A 16233-nucleotide genomic window follows, 5' to 3' on the forward strand; every position below is an offset into this window, starting at 1 on the left:
TCCTAAAGCGGTAAGAACCAGATGACGCTGACGGTGCCTTCCCGGAATTTACCGCTGCCGCTCTGGTGACCGGGGTAACGGGTGCCGGAGTAGTTAGCATACTGAACAGAGAATGAACCTGGCGTATAACCCGCATAGCCAAAACTATAGCTGTAGTCGCCGTTCCAGGGCTGTTGCTGGCTGCTGTCCGGAAACCAGAACGCCGTGGCGCGCACGAAGAAGTGCTGCTTCAAGGTATAACCACACCCGCCCAATACCACGTTCTTGTTTTTGCGGATATCGTTGCTGTCCAGATCGTAATAACGCGGAACCCAGCTGTAGCCCATCTGGCAAATGATAGAGTCGCCTTTGTTAAACAGGAGCGTATTCTCTATCGGTTTCGGCAGTGAAAATTTATACGCCAGCGTCACGGCCCCCTGCTCAAAATAGGTGTGGCGACGGTTTCCTGACGTCCAGAAGCGGTTATCCCCGTAATTGCTGTACACCAGGCTGAAAGTGTTGGCATGCCAGTCATCATAGCCAAAACTGTAACGAAAATCGGCCGTGTAGCGGCTGGTGTCCGTCACCGGCAAACGCGATGTCACGTTCGCAAACCAGTAACTGTAGGGTGAGTATTGCAGGCTGAGATTAAGCGTCTGGTTGTATTTACGTTTCTGCTCTGCGGTGTCCGAGCTGTTAGGAATAGTCATCCACTGCTCTTTTAGTCCCGAACTAAAGCTCAGCGCGCCAGAGAAGACGTCTTCATTACCGGAGAACAGGCGACCCCAGCGGCTGGTGAACACGCCAGCCTGCACCGGCTCGCCGTTCTTGTCACGTAGTGAATCCGCATCGTCCTTCGGCGCCGACTCTGCGCCAGTGGCAACGCACAGCAGTGCGCAGGTCAGCAAAAATTTATCCCGCATCAGCCCTTCCTTAGTTAGGTATCCAGCGCGCGGCGACGTTATATTTCGCCATCAGCCACAGCACGCCCAGCGCCGCAGCGTGAATGAAGGTATTCACTATCCAGTCCTGGCGCCACAGATCGAACGTGACGAACTGGCTTACCAGAAATACGACGTAGACATGCAAAATAAAGGTATAAAGCGAATGTTGACCCAGCGGGATAAGAAACCAGCCTGCGAGGCGATACAGGGGCAGCCAGCACCAGGTCAGCACCAAATAGACGGTCACCATCAGACAGATATCGTTAAGTACCCTGACGGGCCCAAGGCCATTTTTTGCCGCCCAGGTATGATAAAAAGCGTTGAAGTCCTCCGGCGAGAGGCTGTGCATTAGCAGTGCGGGCGGCATAAACGGGTTGGTATGGTTCTGGGCGATAAAGCCAAGAAGCAGCGCAATTATCACCAGCGCCACGAGCACGACCTTACCGGCGGGCGTACGGGCAAAAGAGATCAAATCCTCTTTGTACCAACCGCTGCACATACCCAGCACGAAAATAAACTGCCAGGCCAGCAGCGGAAACGCGAATTCAAACTGAGACGGCGTAGCGCGTACCGGCCACATCTGCCAGCCGCCGTAGACGAGCAACGATAAACCCAGCAGCCAGTAGACGTATCCTTTCTGGAGCATCCCCAAAAACAGGGGGCTTAACAGCAGAAGAAAAATATAGAGCCCAAGGATTTGCGTTTGATGAGGGCCAATTTGCAGGTAGAGGACAATGTTAAACCAGGTTTCTTTAATTTGCGGCGTCACCGGATACAGTGACCAGGTTGTACCTGAGTAACGATCGGTAAAATGGGTCACCTCAAAGACGTTAATAAACGGCAGATATCCTAACAGTAAAAATGAAAGAATAATGATGATATTTATCCGATATATTTTCCATGCACGCAGATAAAGTCCCCAGGATATAGTCAACAATACTGCTTTTTGCAATCTTACACGGTTTAACATTCCCAGCATAAATCCTGAAAGGATCACAAAACCCTCAGCGCCGGTGACCAGACCAAACCTTTCCCAGGTAAATATATTAAATATCGACATCACTTCCGTGTGCGCCACCACCATCATCACTAAGGCGATACCGCGCATAAAATCAATACGTAAATCACGTTTATCCGACGCGATGTAACGCCATGTCGTTGGTTTTTCAACGTCTTTATTTATAAGCACAGGCGCAATCTGGCTCATGGGGCGTCGCGTTCTCCATGCTAAAAAGTTTCTTGTATTTTATTTAGATAGCGTAAACAAAAGCATCTGGCAATTTTTGATAACGCTTCAAATATCATTAAGCGTAGTTAACAGTTATTTTAGCGCGTGTAAACAATCGAGTTTTAACCTCTCTGGAATTATTTCCTCCGCCATCTACACTTACTTTACTTTTTGTTTACGGACGTTATTTTCCGTTTTGCGCTCCCTGTCAGTAACGGGTCTGTTATTAATAACTATCGTGGAAACAGGATATCCTTCTCTATGGATTTTTATTTTACCCGTTTTGAACATCGCCAGCCGCCTGAACCGCTTAAGACACCGCGATGGGTCATGTTAACATGGCAGGTATTGGCGGTTGCCTCGCTGATTTTAGGCGCTAATTATATTTACTGGCGCTGGACAGCTTCCTTAAATACCGACGCGCTGTGGTATGCCATTCCATTGGTGCTGGCTGAAACCCTGGCCTGGATCGGCACAGTGCTATTCACCATAAACCTGTGGAAAGAAGACGATCCGCCGCAAAATCCGCCCCCGATTGAGATCAATGATTGCCTGCGCTCCGAAGACGCGGAAGCCTCAAGACCCATCAAGGTCGATCTTTTTATCGCAACCTATTCAGAAGATGTTGAGCTGGTCAGGCTTTCAATTCGGGACGCCATGAAGATGGATTACCCCGGCCCGCTGGACTACAAGGTGCACGTGCTCGATGATGGCCGGCGTCCGGAGATGAAAGCCGTCTGCGATCAGGAAGGCGCAAACTACATCTCCCGCCAGACCAATATTGGCTTTAAGGCCGGTAACTTGCGAAACGGACTTGAGCAAACCGACGGTGATTTCCTGATCATTTGCGATGCCGATACCCGGGTCTTCCCCACTCTGCTCAGCCACACGCTGGGCTACTTTCGTGACCCTGACGTGGCCTGGGTTCAGACACCGCAGTGGTTCTTCGACCTGCCGGAGGGGGAAAACCTCGCGCGCTGGCTTGGGCGAAAAGCGGGCAAAACGGGATACGGGCTGGGATGGCTCGCCCAGAAGTTCATCGGGCCAGTAACCATCGGCCGCGATCCCTTTTTTAACGATCCGCGCATGTTTTATGACGTCATTCTGCGACGGCGAAACTGGGCCAACGCCGCCTTCTGCTGCGGTGCGGCCTCTGTACACAGGCGCGAAGCGGTAATGCAGGCAGCGCTGCGCAGCTACGTCTGGACGATAGAAGAAGAGATCGATCGCCACACGCGGGACATTCGCGATCCCGTCATGCGTGAAACCCTTCAGGACGCCATGCGTCCCCACGTGGCCTTCGACACGGAACTCACGCCCTATAAATTTCACGTTTCAGAAGATATTTATACCTCCATCCTGCTCCACGGCGATGCCGCCCGCCGCTGGCGCTCGGTAATGCACCCGCGGATCGAATCGAAAATGCTCTCACCGCAGGATATGCTGACGTGGATGATCCAGCGCTTCAAATATGCCGCGGGTTCACTGGATATTCTGTTCCATGACAATATTTTCAGCCGCCGCCGTTTTAAGCTCTCTTTGCCGCAAACGCTGATGTACGCCACCACCTTCTGGTCCTATCTGGCCTGCGTGTGGAACACTGTTTTCCTGATATCGCCCATTGTTTACCTGTTTACCGGCATTCCGCCTGTATCAGCCTGGTCTGAACCCTTTTATCTTCATTTTTTGCCCTTTTTTATTGTTTCGGAGCTGGCGTTTATGTTCGGCACCTGGGGAATATCAGCCTGGGATGGCAGAGCATCGTATCTCTCATTCTTCTCCATGAATTTGCGCGCGCTCAACACAGTCCTGCGCGGAGAGCAGATCAAATTCCACGTTACCCCCAAAGAGAGGCAGACGGGACGGTTTCTATACCTGGTGAAACCGCAAATCGCCATCGTCGTGCTCACGCTGGCGGGGCTGATTTGGGGCGGTATTCAGGTTGCACGTGGGCAGGTTGACGATCCGTCCGGCTACGTTATCAATATCTTCTGGGGTGCAGTCAACATTGCCGCCATGCTGCCGCTGATCTTCGCCGCCATGTGGACTCCGGCTGAAGAAGAGGTGAGCGAATGAGAAAACGCGACGCACTTTTGTCAGCCCGCAGCTACCTCACCATTCTGCTCGGCTTTCTGCTGGGATTCGCTATTGTCGTCTGGGTTGAAAAACAGATGCCGACACGCGTTGAGAGCAGCGCAGGGATATCGCTGAGTAACGATTTCCCACCCTTGCCCGCTCCGCGTGAACTGACATTCGAAGAAGCCATCTGGGCGCGGGTGGCCTGGCAATATTATGTGAACAACACGCAGCCGAATGGCCTGGCCAACGCGCACGACGGCGAACCCTGGCTCAGCCTGTGGAGCACCGGCAGCTATCTTTTTGCGGTTGCAGCCGCCAGGCAGCTCAACGTTCTTACTTCCGAGGAGTTTGATGAACGCATCGCGGCCGCACTGGCGGCCCTCGCAAGCCTTCCACTCAATCCTCAGGGGCTGCCCGCCGCCTATTACCATGCCGACACACTTGAGACCCTGGGCAAACCGGACGCCTCGGCTATCGGCATGGGCCGCCTGCTTAACGCCCTGCAAACGCTGCTGTGGCGTTATCCTCAGCACGCTGGCGCCGTACGCAATCTGCTCGATCGCTGGAAGATGGGCGCCCTGATTGCCAATAACACCACCAGCCAGGCCGCGGTCCCGCTCCACCATTGGGCGCTGGCGACGGACGAGCCGAGAAACAGCTTCGGCTATCGTCTTTATGCAAGCCATACGCTTCGGCTGATCGACAGCGCGGCGGGACTGGCAGTGACGAATCCACCAGAAGGGCAGCAGATGATCGACATCGACGGAATAATGGTGCCCGACGAGGGGCTGCGCACGCCGTGGGGTCGCCAACCTTCGCTTATCAGCCTTCCCTATTTATTAACGGGGCTTGAGCTGGGTTTTGATGCGCAGAGCGCAGAAATCACATGGCGCATAATGCAGATCCAACAGCGTCGACATAGCCTTCGGGTCCGCAAGCCGCCGATCAGCACCGATTACGCCGAGCCCGCGCCGGATTACGTCAACGATCTGCCCAATCGCCAGCCGCTGCAAAATAGCGCTCTGCTTGACGCCACGCCGGAGCAAACGGCGATGACTTCGACCCGCACCGCCTTTGCCTGGTACGCCCTGTTCCGCAACGGCTGGAGCGAAGCACTGCGCCAGCAGGTGCAAAAGCTACAGGTACCAGGCAAGGGCTGGCAGCGCGGGCTTAACCTCAACAGCAGCGTGAACGAGATCGTTGATGCCGATACCAATGCGGTCGTCCTCGAAAGCCTGGCGTACATTGCGCACGGTCAGATGCTTTGTCTGGCCTGCCCTGGCCCCGCCACTCCCCAAACCTCTTCAGCAGGAGCGAAGCCATGAAGCTGAAATCAATACTCTTTTTTCCTCTTCTGGCCGGGCTTGTGGCGTGCTGGCTCTCACTCTCTGCGGCACAGGCAGCGGCTGGACTTCCCGCTTCTGATTACCCACCGCGTAGCGGCGAACTCACGCCTCGCGAGATGGCTATTGCCAAAAACGCCTGGCAATATTTCGTTGCTAACTATCAGCCCACAACCGGCCTGGTAAATGCCGTTAATAAATACCCCTCAACCACTATGTGGGACAGCGCCTCTTATATGGCCGCGATGACGGCCGCAAGGGAGCTGGGGATTATTGATAAAGCTGAGTTCGATCGCAGAATGCTGAAATTACTCGCTACCCTGAACAAACTGGATTTATTCCGCAACGAACTGCCCAATAAAGCCTATAACACCATCACAGGTCAGAAGGTTAACTACCAGAACAAACCTGGCGAGATTGGCTTCTCGGCGCTGGACATCGGCAGGATGTTGATCTGGCTGAAGGTCATTAAGGAGCGCTATCCGGAATACGGCAACAGCATTGATAACGTGCTGCTGGGATGGAACTTCACCAACGTCATCAACCCCTGTGGAATGATGTACGGAGCCTACCTGGAAAATGGCCAGCCAAAGTACGTGCAGGAGGGGCGGCTGGGCTACGAAGAGTATGGTGCAGCGGGCTTTGCGCTGTGGGGCTTTGGCACCTGTCAGGCCAGCCAGCCTCAGCCCTACGAGCTGGCTGAGATCTACTGCGTAATGGTGCCTTATGACTCGCGCGATCCGCGCCTTACCAGCCAGCATAATTACGTCGTAACCGAATCCTATGTGCTTTACGGCCTCGAATTTGGTTTCGACAAACCGACGGACAGGGAAAACAGCCCGCGTGACTACACCCATCCGTGGATGAAAAACTTCGCCGACAGGGTTTACCAGGCGCAGGAGAATCGCTACGCCATCACCGGTATTTTATCTGCTCGCTCTGAGCATCAACTCGATCAGTCACCCTACTTCGTCTACGACACCGTCTTTAGCGACGGCTTCAACTGGAACACCATCACCGATAAAGGCGTGTACGTTCCCAATACGGCCGCCGTCTCTCTGAAAGCGGCGCTCGGGATGTGGGTTCTCTGGAATTCGCCTTATACCGACCGCCTGCTGGACGCCATTGAAAACGCCAACGAGGCGGGCAAAGGCTACTATGAAGGGCTGTACGAAAACGGCGACGGCCCCATCAAAGAATTCACGGCCAATAACAACGGCATCATGCTTGAAGCATTGCTGTTCAAAAAAGAGGGCAAGCTGTTGCAGTTCAACAGCGATAATCCCAAAGATCCCCACTTTGCCCCTTCCCTGTGGGAAAAAAAGCTGGTGGATCTCTTTGAGCCTAATAATGCCTCGCGCAACCGTCCATTCCTGAACAGTACGCCCGCAGTGAAGACATGGTGTGAACAAACCGGGACCACTCTGCGCACCAAACCCGCTTGCCAGGCCTGTCAATGTGCTACCTGTAATACGGACGAGCCTGTGAAACTGCCGCCGGTGACCGCACAATGCTTAAGACCTTAGCCCGCTGGCTGGCTGCCGCCGTCCTCATTCTTATTATCGCCTTCGCCCTGTTCAGCTGCGAAAGCGCAGGGTGGCGCTGGCTGACCAAAGGCGGCTGGCACACCACCGCTCGCATCAGTAGCCTGACCCCACAGGAACGGGAGTGGGCGGGTATCGCCTGGCGCTATTTTGAGAATAACACCCAACCTCAGACAGGGCTGGTCAACGGTAGCGATAAACAGCCACGCGTTACGCTGTGGCAAATGGGCGATACGCTTATCGCCCTGCTGGCAGCCCGCGAGCTGGGTCTGATCCAGGCGGCCGAGTTTGATGCACGGCTGACGCGCCTGCTCGGAACACTCAATCGCCTGACGCTGACCGAAACCCGCACGCCAGGCAGACTCTATTCCAGCCGTACGGCCACGCCCATCGATTTCACAGGAAAACCGGCGCAGCGCGGATGGTCGGCGAAAGATATGGCGCGGCTGATGCTGGCCCTGCGTCTCACTGCCGAGCGAGCACCTGAGTACCGCGAATATCTGGAAAAAATCATCCTGCGCTGGAATTTTTGTCCGGTGATGGATAAAGACGGGGAGCTGTGGTCTGCGTCCGAGCAGAACGAACAGCTGTTGGTACGCGACGAACTGCGGCTGGGTGAAAGCGAATATGCCGCCAGCGCGTTTCGGCTGTGGGGATTCCCGGCGGGCAAGGCATTTTCCCCGCCTTCCCAGAACGTCATCATGTACCAGCGCAGCCTCGCCGTTGACGCGCGCGATCCAAGAACAACCTGGCAGCCATCGCTGCTCTCCACCCTCCCCGCGATGCTCCCGGGTCTGGAGTTTGGCTGGCAGGCCCCCGGAGTGGCCGTCGATATTCAAAAAAGGCTGCGCGCCCGGGCCGAAGGAGTATGGCTCAGCCAAAAAACGCGCTGGGAGCACGACGGCATACTCACCGCACGCGCCGATTTTTACCTCTCTCAGGCGCCATGGCACGTCGAGGACACCGTCTGGGGGAATGGTTACGCCTGGAATACGTTGGGCGATGACGGTAAAAGCTATCCCCGGCTGGCACAGGTGACCACCAAAGCGGTCTTCATGCTCTGGACGCTGTGGGAAAACGAATATACCGATGCCCTGATGGCTATAACCCGACACCTGAATAACCCGCAACAGGGCTGGTTTGAGGGCCGCGTTGAGGCCACCGGCGATATCAACCCGACGCTAACCCTCTCGACGAACGCCATGGTGCTGGAAGCGCTGCTGTACAAACACAACGCCGGACCGCTGTTTGAAAACGGCCTTGTGAAGAATGATGGCTATTTTGCACGCCGCACGTCGGATCCTTTCAATCCGCCCGGCCTCTGTCTGCCCGGCGAACGTGCCTTGAGGGCCGCACCATGAAATTTTATCGCGATCTCTTTGACGCCAGCCTGAACCGCGTCCTGCCGGAGAATGATAAACGGCACTTTTTTGAAACGTTCTGGGAAACGTTTATCCATATGTCACCGGAGACAGAACAGCACTTTGCCCGGGACCAGGGCGGAGATGGCCAGCAGACGATCTTCAAGAGCTTTTTCGCCATGCTTGCCGTTGACGGTGCGCTGTTTGTACCCGATTTTCTGGAACGCCTGGCGCGGGAGCAGAGTGATGAAGGACTAGGCCTGCCACCGCGATTTTTCGGCCTCTGGCGGGAGGCAATGCTCAGGACCGTGCGCGCCTGCGATCCACTTTGCGATGAAGAGATCCTCACAGCCTGGGCGATGGCAATTGCCCCCGGGCTGGAGTTTCTGCGCCGCCAGGCGGAGCTGCACTATAAGGCCAGAGGTGAGTAACCATGCGAGCCACATCCCGTTTCGATCTCAACGCGCTGCCTGTGGGGGTGATGATTTACGATCCCGCCGAGCATCTGCTGGCCTGGAATGACCAGATATCGCGCTTTTACCCGGTGATCGCCCCCTGGCTGATCGCCGGCGCTTCCCTCGAGAGCCTGGCGGAGAAATTTATTGATGCGGGTTATAACATCGACTCCACCCGCCGCCGGACCCTGCGTGAAGCGATCGTTCGCAACTGCCGTCAGTCAAGCCATCGAGAGGTGCGGCAGTCGGGAAACCGGCGGCTCTACGTGCAGCATCAGCGTCTCGCCGATGGCGGCATTCTCAGCCTGCATACCGATATTACCGAGCTTGACGACGCCCAGCGCTCGCGCCAGCAGCTGCACGATGATTTTTTACTGACCGCAGAGTCCATTCAGATCGGCATCTGGAACTGGCAGGTCTCTCACGACAGCCTGGAGGTGAACGATACGTTGCTGGCGATGGTGGGTCAGTCGCGTACGCAGCTGCACTACCCGCTGCGCTTTTTACTGAATCTGGTCCATGAAGAGGATCGTGCCGTCCTGCGCAACGCGATGATCGCCTCCAGGCAGGAGCACATGCCGGTGTTTGAAAGTGAGATTCGCGTGCAACACGCGACGCAGGGCTGGCGCTGGATGCTGGTTTCGGGACAGGTGGTCACCCTCAGTATGCAGCAGCAGGCCGAACGGGTGATCGGCACCCTACAGGACATCACCCGCCGCAAGGAGGCCGAGTTGTTAGCCATTGAAGCGGCGAAAGTGGCCCGGGAGGCCAACGAGGCGAAGAGTGCATTTCTCGCCAACATGAGCCACGAAATTCGCACCCCGATGAACGGCATTCTGGGCATGACTCAGCTCTGCCTCGATACACAGCTCACCCCCGAACAGCGGGAATATCTTTCTCTGGTGATGAGTTCAGCGCAGTCACTGCTGCATATCATCAATGACATTCTCGATTTCTCACGCATTGAGTCAGGTAAGATGACCGTCGATACAGAGCCGCTGGAAATCCGCCCCTTTGTGCAGTCGCTCATCCGCCCGCATATGCCCTCCGCCAGCGAAAAAGGCATTGAACTGCTGGTGGATATCGCTCCGGGGGTGCCGGAAGTGCTCATCGTTGATGGTCCCCGACTACGTCAAATTCTGACTAATCTCCTGGGCAACGCGCTGAAGTTCACCCATCACGGTGAGGTTATGCTGGCAATAGAGCCTACAGAAAGTGAAGGGCACTGGCGTTTTCGCATACGCGACAGCGGCATTGGCATCCCGATGGAGAAACAAAAAGCCATTTTCGAGGCGTTCAGCCAGGCCGATAGCTCTACCACCCGCCGCTACGGCGGTACTGGCCTCGGGCTGACCATTTCTGCTCGCCTGGTAAGTCTGATGGGCGGAGAGCTAACGGTTCAGAGCGAGCCGGGTGAAGGCAGCGAATTTGCTTTTACGTTGCCACTGGAAGGTCAGTTGGCTGTCTCAGCAACCGATGCTCCTGTAGCACGCTTTAACGGCGAATCGGTACTGGTGGTAGACGACAACAGTACCAACCTGCGGCTGCTGGACACCATGCTTCGCCAGATGGGTCTGACACCGACCTGTGTTAACAACGCCGGGGAAGCGTTAAGCCTGACCGCAAAAAGGGGATACTGGCCGCTGATCCTGCTGGATGCCCAGATGCCGGATATGGACGGTGTATCGCTGGCCATTGAGCTCTCTGTTATGCCGCAGGCCGAGCAAAGCCACATCATTATGCTCAGTTCCATGAGCCGCCATTTCGATGCCAATATGCTCAAGCGCATCGGGGTTGCCCACTATTTGCATAAGCCGGTTGCCCAACGTGAACTCTATCAAACCATAGCCAGCGTCCTGGCACCCGCTCCCCTTACCTCTCCCGCGGCTGTGCCCGCTTCTGCGCCCGTTACTGCGCAGGCCAGTCTGCGTATCCTGCTGGCCGAGGACAACCTGGTGAATCAGAAAGTCGCCAGACGCCTGCTGGAGCAGCTCGGCCACCGTTGCGAAGTGGTATCCAATGGCCGTGAGGCCCTCGAACGCTGGCGTGAACAGTCCTGGGATTTGATGTTGGTTGACTTGCAAATGCCAGAAATGGACGGTGAAACGGCCATTCGCCTGCTTCGTGAGGAGACACTGACGCGGGGGCGTAGCCACCAGCCCGCCATCGCGATGACCGCCCATGCCATGCAGGGTGACAAGGCGCGCTGTCTGGCAATGGGCTTCGACGGCTATATTGCCAAGCCGGTAAGTCAGGAGGCGCTCAGGGAGGAGATAGCCCATGTTCTCGCCGGAGAAGATAAGGGTCTGCCAGATGAGGCACAGCTGTTAAAACAGTGCGCGGACGATCCTGAACTGGTTAATGAATTGCTGGCGCTGTTCGGCAACGGTCTTGACGAGGCGGTGGCAGCCATGGCGCTGAACATTGCGCATAATGACCGCGATGCCCTGCGGCGGGCCGCTCATAAGCTTCGCGGCGAAGCCGTCACCCTCGGTTTCATTCGTCTTTCAGAAGTGCTCCAGCAATTGGAGAGTCAGGCGGTCTCGCTGAACCAGACGGGGCTGAGCGTTTTACATGGCGAGCTTATCGAGGAGGCCAGACGCTCTGCGGCCTGGCTGCGCCGCAGAGCACAGGAGGTTAAAGATGATCAGGCTTCTTCTGCTGCTGGCAATTAGCCCTCTGCTGGCCCAGGCCAGCCAGCCCGTCACCTGGTCACTGGCCGGAATGTGGCGCGTGCATGACGCCAACCTCAGCACCTTTGATGGCGCCAGCGCGCCTGACCGCGACTGGCGATCGATTGCGGTTCCGGCCAACTGGTACAGCGCCGGATACGATCATCAGGGTGCCCTCTGGTATCGGCACGAATTTACCCTGCCCAGGCGCGCGCCCGATACCATGGCCACCCTGGTCTTTGATGGCGTGGACTATTTTGCCGACGTCACGCTCAACGGCAGGCATCTTGCCCATCACGAGGGGTATTTTCAGCGCTTCTCGGTAGACATAAGCGATGCTTTGCAGCGACACAATAAGCTCGCCGTGCGGGTGGACAGTCCCTGGGAAGATCCGAAAACAATCTGGCCGCTGCATAAAACGATGGTTAAAGGCGTACTTAACCAGCACGATACCCGCCCTGGCGGGGCCTGGTCAGAGGACGGCCAGGATGCCAACTCCGGGGGGATCTGGTCGCCGGTAAAGCTACATTTGAGCCGCGGAGTGACCATCGACGAGGTAATACTGCGTCCGGACTGGCGTGAAGGGCTGAGCAAACCAGCGCTGCACGCCGAGATCCGCTACCGGGCGTTGTCTGCCGGTGACGTAACTTTGCGCCTGTCGGCCACGCCAGACAATTTTACGGGCCCGCCTGTAAAGCAGAAATTCCCTGTAAACCTTGCGAGAACGGACGGAAAGCCGCAATCGCTTCGCGTCACGCTGCCAATGCAAGGCGCCAGGCTCTGGTGGCCAGTGGGCTATGGCAGGCCAAACCTGTACCGAGTGCGCGCAACCCTGACGGATAAGCAAGGAGTGATGGATACCGCAGTTGCCCGTACCGGGTTACGCAAGATAGTGAAGCAGCCTGACAACAAGGGCTGGCTCTTTAATGACAAACGCCTGTTTATCAAAGGGAGTAATTACATCGGCTCCCCGTGGCTTAGCACCATGACACGCAAAAAATATCGCCGCGATTTCAGGCTGGTGCAGGCAATGAACGCCAACGCGATACGCGTTCACTCGCATGTGGCAGGCCGGGCACTTTACGATGTGGCTGACGAAATGGGGCTGATGATCTGGCAGGATGTCCCCCTGCAATGGGGTTACAATAACAGCGACGCCTTCGCGGATAATGCCGCGCGACAGACCCGCGAGATGGTTGAACAGTTTGGTAATTCCCCGGCCATTATCGTCTGGGGCGGTCATAACGAGCCGCCATGGAATTCACCGTGGATGGAAAAACGCTTTCCCGACTGGAATAAAAACCTGAACCAGACGCTGACGAAACGCGTCGGAGACGCGCTTTCGCAAGATACCTCGCGCATAGTGCATCGTTTTTCTGCGGTGGAAGAACACTACTGGGCCGGATGGTACTTTGGCACCATGCGCGATCTTCTTGGCCCCGCCAAAACCGCGATCATCACGGAGTTTGGCGCTCAGGCGCTACCGCGACTCTCAACCCTGAAAACCATCATTCCCGCCCGCCTGATGTGGCCGAAAAGCACCGCCGCCGACGATCCCGGCTGGACGCACTGGAAATACCATAACTTCCAGCCCTTCCAGACCTTTAAATTTGCCAATATTCCGCGGGGCAATACCATTCAGGAGATGATTGCCAACACCCAGCGTTACCAGGCAGAGCTGGTGGCAATGGCGGCAGAGAGCTATCGTCGGCAGCGCTACCAGCCGGTAACTGCCCTCTTCCACTTTATGTTTGTAGAAACCTGGCCCTCCATCAACTGGGGCGTCGTGGATTATCTGCGTAAGCCGAAAGCGGGCTACTACGCCCTGCAAAAAGCCTATCAGCCCATTCTGCCGTCGATTGAACCCGTGACGGCGGTGTGGCGTCAGGGAAGCGAAGCAACGGTTCGCCTGTGGGCGATCAATGACACCTGGTCCGCCTGTGAGGCGTGTCGTCTGAAGTGGCAGGTGAAGCAAAATGGTCGGGTGCTGGCTAAAGGCAATACAAGCCTCACGCTTCCCCCCGATTCGGGCAGCAGGATCAAGGACATCACCGTCACACCGACCACCAGGCATAACGTTACCATTGAGTATGAGATTTCGGATCGCGCCGGTAACACCGTGGGTTCCAACCAGCGCAATGAGAGAGTGGAAAGCCCTCCTGAGCAATGAATGCTGGCTACCCAACGATGCTATTGATACCCGGCATGTCAGCCTTTCAGCGTGTTAACGAACCAGCATCTGGCCTGGCCGGGCGGATGTTCTTCCAGGTGCACTGCCCGCATGGAAAAACCGGTCCCGACGTCGGGCTGCATCTGCACGTTCAGCGTAACCCGTTTTCCCGCTGCGAAAGCTTCCTCGACCATTGGCAGCGGCATATAACCCCCCCGTCCGTGGAGCTGGCGCCTCAGTTCAACATTCGCGTCACCTCGCTTCAGCCGGGTGCCGTTGAAAGTGAATTATTCGAGCATATCAGTGACAAAAATTATCGTGCACCGATGGAACAGCTGAAGGAGAAGATGACGTTCCTGAAAGCCGATGATGTCGCCGACTCGATTCCTTACGTGTTGCAGGCACCGGAACATGTGAACGTGGCAGAGCTGTTTATTATGCCGCCCGAACAGCCGTGGTAAGAGAGTGAAGCGGGTCAGGCTGATGCCTGACCCGCTACGTTAGTTTGCGGAGGCCGTAGGTCTGATGGTGATTTCGGTGGTATCGACACTCTCAGGCGCCTCGATGATGTGGCGCACGGCGCGAGCGATATCAGCTGGTTTGAGAGCAATAGCCCGGTACGCATCCATCACCGCCATGGTTTCTTCGTGCGTAATGGTCGAGGCCAGTTCGCTTTCCACCACTCCGGGGTTGACGCAGGTCACGCGGATGTTTGAACTTTCCTGACGCAAACCATCGGAAATGGCCCGGACCGCAAATTTGGTCGCACAATAAACTGCGGCCGTGGGCACGACGGACAAGGCACCGATCGAGCCAATATTAATGATCTGCCCCGAGTTCTGGGCTTCCATAATCGGCAGAACCGCGCCAATTCCCCACAGTACCCCCTTAATATTCACGTCAATGGTGCGTTCCCACTCATCCTGCTTGCCAGCCGAAAGCGGAGACAGAGGCATAATGCCCGCATTGTTAATAAGAACGTCAATGCGGCCCCACTTTTCCCGTGCTGCCTCAACGAAGGCGGCCATAGACTGGCGGCTGGTAACGTCTAATACCTGAGCCTCTGCCTCTCCTCCTGCGCTGCGGATTTCATCAGCCAGGGCGTGGATGCGCTCCAGCCTGCGTGCCCCCAGGAAAACTTTTGCGCCTGCCTTTCCCAGCTCTCTGGCAATACCTTCTCCAATACCGCTGGAGGCACCGGTAATTAAGATCACTTTGTTCATGTTTTGCTCCTTCAGTTGAGTTCAAAGCAATCATAGAGTCTCAACATTGTTTCTTGTATCCTGCCTTTACTGGACTCACTGGTTAGCGATGTTAAACAATGAAAATTGATCTTAATTTGTTACCGCTTTTTCTGGCGGTCGCCGAGGAGCGCAGCTTCAGCGCGGCCGCCGGGCGGCTGGGCATCACCCGTTCCGCTGTCAGCCAGGGGATAAGACGTCTCGAAGATGGGTTTCAGACCCTGCTGGTGATGCGCACCACGCGCTCGGTAAGGCTCACCGAAGCGGGTGAACGGTTGCATAAATCGTTGCTGGGGCCCATCGCCAACATTGAGGCGGCCTTTGACGATGTCACCTCGGACAGCATGCCGCGCGGACAGCTCAGGATCGCTGTCACCTCAATAGCGGAAGCGTTTCTTTCTGGCCCACTGCTCGCCTCGTTTGCGGCAGCGCATCCTGCGGTATCGCTTGATGTCTTCGTGTCAGATGAGGAATTCGATATCGTGGCAGCGGGCTATGACGCTGGGGTGAGACTGGGCGAAGTTATCGAAAAAGACATGATCGCGATTCCCCTTACGGGCCAGCAGCGTGAACGGGTGGTGGCTTCACCTTCCTATCTGGCGACACACAGCGCACCGGCGCATCCCCGTGAGCTGGTCGCTCATCGGTGTATCGGCTGGCGCCCTTCCCCGGACGTTGCCCCCTATCGCTGGGAGTTTGAGGAAGCAGGCGTCCCTTTCGATGTGGCAATTGAACCACAAATAACCACTAACGATCTGCGTCTTATGCTCAGCCTCGCGCTGGCCGGCGGTGGCATAACCTTTGCCACCGAGGACACCTTCACACCGTACATTGAATCAGGACAGCTGGTTTCCTTACTGGATGCGTTTCTTCCATCTTTTCCTGGTTTTTATCTCTATTTTCCCCAGCGCCACAATATGGCCCCCAAGCTCAGAGCCCTGATCGAGCACATCCGCCAGTGGCGACAGCTCCCCGCCACGCAACCCACACAGCGTTGAATGGTTCCAACCCTGAATGCAGATTTTCCTCAATCTGCTGCGTCCCTTTGATGAGCATCAACGACAGCACGTCATTACCATGGAAAATGACAACGGACACGATGGGCAGGACTTCACACAAGGATGGAACCTTAAAAATGTACAGACCAATAGTTGTTATCCTCTTTATTCTTTTGACATTAGCCGCCCTCGTGGAAATCGGCTTAATTTCTTTAGGCT

12 protein-coding genes are annotated in these 16233 nt (G+C 56.0%); 9 read left to right on the forward strand and 3 right to left on the reverse strand.

Going from position 1 to position 16233, the window contains the following annotated elements:
- Nucleotides 1-2 precede the first annotated feature (2 nt).
- Both SK53_RS11725 and opgC read right to left on the reverse strand, forming a co-directional pair.
- Nucleotides 3-902: a hypothetical protein gene (locus SK53_RS11725; protein WP_048209486.1), complete on the reverse strand. Its 900-nt coding sequence runs from the start codon at nucleotides 900-902 to the stop codon at nucleotides 3-5.
- Between the two features lie 10 nt (nucleotides 903-912).
- On the reverse strand, nucleotides 913-2130 hold the full coding sequence (gene opgC, locus SK53_RS11730) for an OpgC domain-containing protein (protein ID WP_003862253.1): 1218 nt from the start codon (nucleotides 2128-2130) through the stop codon (nucleotides 913-915).
- Nucleotides 2131-2412: 282 nt separating this feature from the next.
- On the opposite strand from opgC, the gene SK53_RS11735 reads away from it, so the two are divergent.
- The 8 genes from SK53_RS11735 to SK53_RS23940 are packed head-to-tail and all read left to right on the forward strand — an operon-like array spanning nucleotide 2413 to nucleotide 14236.
- Nucleotides 2413-4227, forward strand: a complete 1815-nt coding sequence (locus SK53_RS11735) for a glycosyltransferase family 2 protein (RefSeq protein WP_023323634.1) — start codon at nucleotides 2413-2415, stop codon at nucleotides 4225-4227.
- Nucleotides 4224-5555 (forward strand): DUF3131 domain-containing protein, encoded by a 1332-nt coding sequence (locus SK53_RS11740; RefSeq protein WP_003862249.1) that lies wholly within the window; start codon nucleotides 4224-4226, stop codon nucleotides 5553-5555. Before SK53_RS11735 ends, SK53_RS11740 begins: the two co-directional genes overlap by 4 nt.
- Nucleotides 5552-7099 (forward strand): DUF3131 domain-containing protein, encoded by a 1548-nt coding sequence (locus SK53_RS11745; RefSeq protein ID WP_048209488.1) that lies wholly within the window; start codon nucleotides 5552-5554, stop codon nucleotides 7097-7099. The genes SK53_RS11740 and SK53_RS11745 overlap by 4 nt, the downstream gene beginning before the upstream one ends.
- A complete protein-coding gene (locus tag SK53_RS11750) occupies nucleotides 7084-8478 on the forward strand; it encodes a DUF3131 domain-containing protein (protein ID WP_048209491.1) in 1395 nt (464 codons plus the stop codon). The genes SK53_RS11745 and SK53_RS11750 overlap by 16 nt, the downstream gene beginning before the upstream one ends.
- Nucleotides 8475-8909 carry a globin family protein gene (locus SK53_RS11755; protein ID WP_048209493.1) on the forward strand — a complete coding sequence of 145 codons (435 nt, stop codon included), beginning with the start codon at nucleotides 8475-8477 and terminating at the stop codon, nucleotides 8907-8909. The genes SK53_RS11750 and SK53_RS11755 overlap by 4 nt, the downstream gene beginning before the upstream one ends.
- A 2-nt stretch (nucleotides 8910-8911) precedes the next feature.
- Nucleotides 8912-11608 (forward strand): hybrid sensor histidine kinase/response regulator, encoded by a 2697-nt coding sequence (locus SK53_RS11760; RefSeq protein WP_045346154.1) that lies wholly within the window; start codon nucleotides 8912-8914, stop codon nucleotides 11606-11608.
- Nucleotides 11577-13775: a glycoside hydrolase family 2 protein gene (locus SK53_RS11765; RefSeq protein ID WP_048209494.1), complete on the forward strand. Its 2199-nt coding sequence runs from the start codon at nucleotides 11577-11579 to the stop codon at nucleotides 13773-13775. The genes SK53_RS11760 and SK53_RS11765 overlap by 32 nt, the downstream gene beginning before the upstream one ends.
- A gap of 35 nt (nucleotides 13776-13810) precedes the next feature.
- Complete coding sequence (locus tag SK53_RS23940; RefSeq protein ID WP_050583628.1) at nucleotides 13811-14236, forward strand: SDR family oxidoreductase; 426 nt, start codon at nucleotides 13811-13813, stop codon at nucleotides 14234-14236.
- 39 nt (nucleotides 14237-14275) lie between these two features.
- Here the strand turns inward: SK53_RS23940 and SK53_RS11775 are convergent, their stop codons facing one another.
- Nucleotides 14276-14998 carry an SDR family oxidoreductase gene (locus SK53_RS11775; protein ID WP_003862234.1) on the reverse strand — a complete coding sequence of 241 codons (723 nt, stop codon included), beginning with the start codon at nucleotides 14996-14998 and terminating at the stop codon, nucleotides 14276-14278.
- A 98-nt stretch (nucleotides 14999-15096) separates the two neighbouring features.
- On the opposite strand from SK53_RS11775, the gene SK53_RS11780 reads away from it, so the two are divergent.
- Nucleotides 15097-16014, forward strand: coding sequence for a LysR family transcriptional regulator (locus SK53_RS11780; RefSeq protein ID WP_023323641.1), 918 nt, complete (start codon nucleotides 15097-15099; stop codon nucleotides 16012-16014).
- Nucleotides 16015-16233 lie beyond the last annotated feature (219 nt).

This window comes from Enterobacter sp. MGH119 (assembly GCF_001037675.1).
In the GTDB taxonomy this organism is placed as follows: domain Bacteria; phylum Pseudomonadota; class Gammaproteobacteria; order Enterobacterales; family Enterobacteriaceae; genus Enterobacter; species Enterobacter hormaechei_C.